The 3,437-nt window shown below is 48.7% G+C and carries 4 protein-coding genes; 2 read left to right on the top strand and 2 right to left on the bottom strand.

All coding sequences use genetic code 11. The features are described from left to right. Positions 1–555: 555 nt before the first annotated feature. Positions 556–1,929 (top strand): IS110 family RNA-guided transposase, encoded by a 1,374-nt coding sequence (locus IDH44_RS26165; RefSeq protein ID WP_190921765.1) that lies wholly within the window; start codon positions 556–558, stop codon positions 1,927–1,929. Between the two features lie 586 nt (positions 1,930–2,515). Here the strand turns inward: IDH44_RS26165 and IDH44_RS27510 are convergent. Both IDH44_RS27510 and IDH44_RS26175 read right to left on the bottom strand, forming a co-directional pair. Further along, positions 2,516–2,779 (bottom strand): type II toxin-antitoxin system RelE family toxin, encoded by a 264-nt coding sequence (locus IDH44_RS27510; RefSeq protein WP_190921766.1) that lies wholly within the window; start codon positions 2,777–2,779, stop codon positions 2,516–2,518. Then, the gene (locus IDH44_RS26175) at positions 2,763–3,002 is read right to left on the bottom strand and encodes a hypothetical protein (RefSeq protein ID WP_190921767.1); all 240 of its coding nucleotides are present in this window, start codon (positions 3,000–3,002) and stop codon (positions 2,763–2,765) included. Before IDH44_RS26175 ends, IDH44_RS27510 begins: the two co-directional genes overlap by 17 nt. Before the next feature lie 316 nt (positions 3,003–3,318). Between IDH44_RS26175 and IDH44_RS26180 the strand changes: the two genes are divergently transcribed. Continuing rightward, positions 3,319–3,437, top strand: a 119-nt coding sequence (locus tag IDH44_RS26180; protein WP_190921768.1) for an NUDIX domain-containing protein, incomplete at its 3' end; no start/stop codon positions are given.

The following is a 3,437-nucleotide window of genomic DNA, read 5'->3' on the forward strand; positions in this document are numbered from 1 at the left end:
TCGCCGCTTGGTCCGGGCGGAGAGTAGGAGCCAGGAAGCGGAATCAGCCGGACACATCCGACTTCGTCGGACGTCATGAACCCTAAACGTTATATGCAACTCCTGTAGCTAAATCGAAGAAGAAAAGCCCATCCGCCATCCAAATAAACGCAGGTTGTTGGATGGAACGGAGCGCCTACATCGTAAGCGAACGGCTGAAAATAGCCGTTCGGAAGGTTTCCCCCCTGAAGAACGAAAAATCTATATAAAAGGCGAAGAGCTGAAAAGACGATAAAGGCTATTCAAAACAAAAGATTTAGAGTTACTGGAGTGAGGAGAAACGTCAGGAGAACGTGGCGATTCGACAGTCGAGCGTGGATGAAAGCGCGTGGTCGCCGTATGAAAAGATGAAAACCCTATAAAATTCTGGATAAAGCTGTATAATGATAAAACCTATAAAATCTGGCGTGTAATATAATCCTCATAGAAAAGGAAAATCCCCAGCGACTATCGAAGAAAGAAGCACCTGACGAAGCGCTTCAATCTAACCTACCCACCACAGGAGGCCGAAGTCACATGGGGAAATCCCACCATATTCAAGGCTTAAAGGGAACGAAGTTCAGTCAACAACTACGAGGCGTTAACCTGGAGCAGGTCCTCATCGTAGCGATCGATGCGGCCAAGCTCCACCAAAAAGCATTGATCTGTAACTACTTCGGCGATGTGGTTGAAAAACCCTTCTTTTTCTCGGTGAGTCATTCCGGCATGAAGCGATTCTATGACACGATTGATCGAGCCGTGCAGCAGTCGGGGGCGGTGCGTTTGTTTCTGGGTATTGAAGCCACCGGTCACTACTATGAGGACATCGTCAGGCAGATGGGCAAGCAGGGATATCTCGTTCAAATTCTCAATGCCTACACGACCTCCGAAGAACGGGCGAGCGCACTGAGCTGGTGCAAGACCGATGACCTCGATCTGGTGGCGATTGCTCATGCCCTCCGAAACAACAAGGCGACCGAATTCCGCTTGGCGGAAGGACTCCAGCGACAACTACGTGTGCTTACACGCGCCAAACGCACAGAGATCCGTAAGCGCTCGTCCCTTCGCATGGAGATCCGAGCGCTCATGGATGTCGTCTGGCGCGAGTTTCAAGGCTACGCCGAACACCAGAACGGGCGAGCCAAAAAAGTGAAGGTGTTCAGCGACTTCTGGGGCAAAGCTTCCCTCTTTTTCATGGAGCATTATCCGCACCCCTCCCTTGTTCTGCAACGGGGTGAGGAGGGGCTGCGGACGTTATCCATTGCACACAATTTGAAGCTGCGTACGACCGCAATCCGCAAGCTGCTTCATGTGGCAAAGGAATCGCTTGCCCCTGACCCGCAGACGCTCCGTCCCGAGCTCCTTGTGCTGCGGATGAAGCTGCAGGACCTTCGCGCCTTCGATACCAAAATCCAGACACTGGAGCAGGAGATTGAAAGCCTGTTGCTCCAGACCGACGGGAAATTACTCCTAACCGTTCCGGGCCTCGGCGTGTCCCTAGCTGCTGAACTCTACGCGGAGATGGGGAATGTCTCGGATTATCAGCATGCCGGACAGCTCATCAAGAAGGCCGGGACGAATCCCATTGTCAAGCAGTCCGGTGGCGGCAAAGGTTCCTACCGCAGCATCTCCAAGCAGGGGAACGCTCACTTGCGCTATGTCACTTATCTCGCGGGCCGGAGTCTCTGCTTGCACAATGCCGATCTCAAGCCGTTCTACGAGCGTCTGAAGCACCGCGGCAAGCATGAGCGCGCGACCTTTGTCGCGATGGGCAACAAGATGCTTAAAATTGCGTTTGCCATGCTGCGGGATAGGCAGCCGTTCCACTCCGCTCAGCCTGCGTACCGGCTCCTGCAGGAAATGAACAAAAAGCTTGCGTTTAACTGTATGCTTGCGCCCGTCGCTGCCTAGCAACAAACAAAAATGAGGCATCCGCAGGTCTGGGACCGAGGGAAGATCGGATCAAATTCTGGAGGCCAGACCTCGTACCTTAGCGTTATCCACCTCGTCCTGTCAATGCGTATTGTACGTTAGACGACCATCTGCACTCAGCCAGATTGCATACAGGATTGAAAACGAGGCTATTTTCTTCAGGTTCGAGACCTGCCGCATGCATCCACTGCTTTTCGTTAGTCGGTAACCATATTTTGTAAAATATAAAGGTTAGGTGTGTTTGAGTTGCTCTGAAGTCAAAAAAAAAGTACTTGACATAGTACGCTATACAACCCTATAAAGCCGAAAACACGATGAAAAGATGAAAAGAAGGGGGGAAACCTTCAAAACGATTCGGCGTGGGCTTGGTCAACGGAGCAGCACATAACAACGGGTGCATGCTGCGCGGCTTTCGCCGCTTGGTCCGGCCGGAGAGTAGAAGCCAGGAAGCAGAATCAGCCGGACACATCCGACTTCGTCGGACGTCATGAACCCTAAACGTTAGATGAAATTGCTGAGGAACAAAAATCAAAAGACATTACATAAAAGATAAACCCCAATACACTTACTTATAGATATCTCCTCGAGATCCAATTTTGATAACTTGTATTAATAATCTGTAGTCTTCAACAGCGTACACGATTCTATAAGATCCAACTCTTAATCGGTACTCTTCAGATGTACCTTTCATTCTCTTGATGTCCAGCTCAGGATGGAAGGGATGATCACAAAGTAATTGCAACGAATGGGTGATTCGAGTCCGGGTGGGTTTATCCAATTTCTGGAGGTATTTAAGGGCGTTCTTATAGAACTCAATTGAGTAAGTCATTGATTACATCCTTAAGTTTAATACCTTCGCCACGCGCAAAAGACGCTTTAGCTTCTTTAATTTCTTTGAGATCTTCATCAGTGGTTGGTTCGTTATCCCAAGGTATATGGCGATACTGCGAGGGATTAGAAACCAGTTTTTCCAAGAAGTCAGCAGCAATTGGCAGGACATCGTCAGGAAGTTGTTGAATTAATTTATTTAACTGATCTTTAGTAACAGCCATTTTTTCAACCCCTTCAAAATCTAATTTATCACATTATAACACGAGTACAAAATCAATACATAATTAGTACGGAAAATTGGACAAAACCCTTGTAAGAGAACTCAGGATGTCAGCAACATCATCTAACAACGAGTGCATGCTGCGCGGCATTCGCCGCTTGGTCCGGACCGGAGGTATGAAGCCAGGAAGTAGAATCAGCCGGACACATCCGACTTCGTCGGACGTCATGAACCCTAAACGTTAGATGAAACCTGCAAAGAACTATAAAACCCCAGTGCCATAGATCTTAAACATATGATCTAGTGAGGAGATTTCTATGAACCCACCCAAGCACATCGTATCTGCAGCCGCAATTGTAGTCAATGAAAAAGACGAACTGTTACTGATTAAAGGACCGAAAAGAGGCTGGGAGATGCCTGGTGGTCAAGTTGAAAT

Origin of the sequence: Paenibacillus sabuli, from assembly GCF_014705605.1 — a bacterium.
Lineage (GTDB): Bacteria > Bacillota > Bacilli > Paenibacillales > Paenibacillaceae > Paenibacillus_D > Paenibacillus_D sabuli.

Coding starts and splice junctions, on each gene's coding strand:
- IDH44_RS26165 (WP_190921765.1), top strand. CDS start 556: ATGGGGAAATCCCACCATATTCAAGGCTTAAAGGGAACGAAGTTCAGT.
- IDH44_RS27510 (WP_190921766.1), bottom strand. CDS start 2,779: ATGACTTACTCAATTGAGTTCTATAAGAACGCCCTTAAATACCTCCAG.
- IDH44_RS26175 (WP_190921767.1), bottom strand. CDS start 3,002: ATGGCTGTTACTAAAGATCAGTTAAATAAATTAATTCAACAACTTCCT.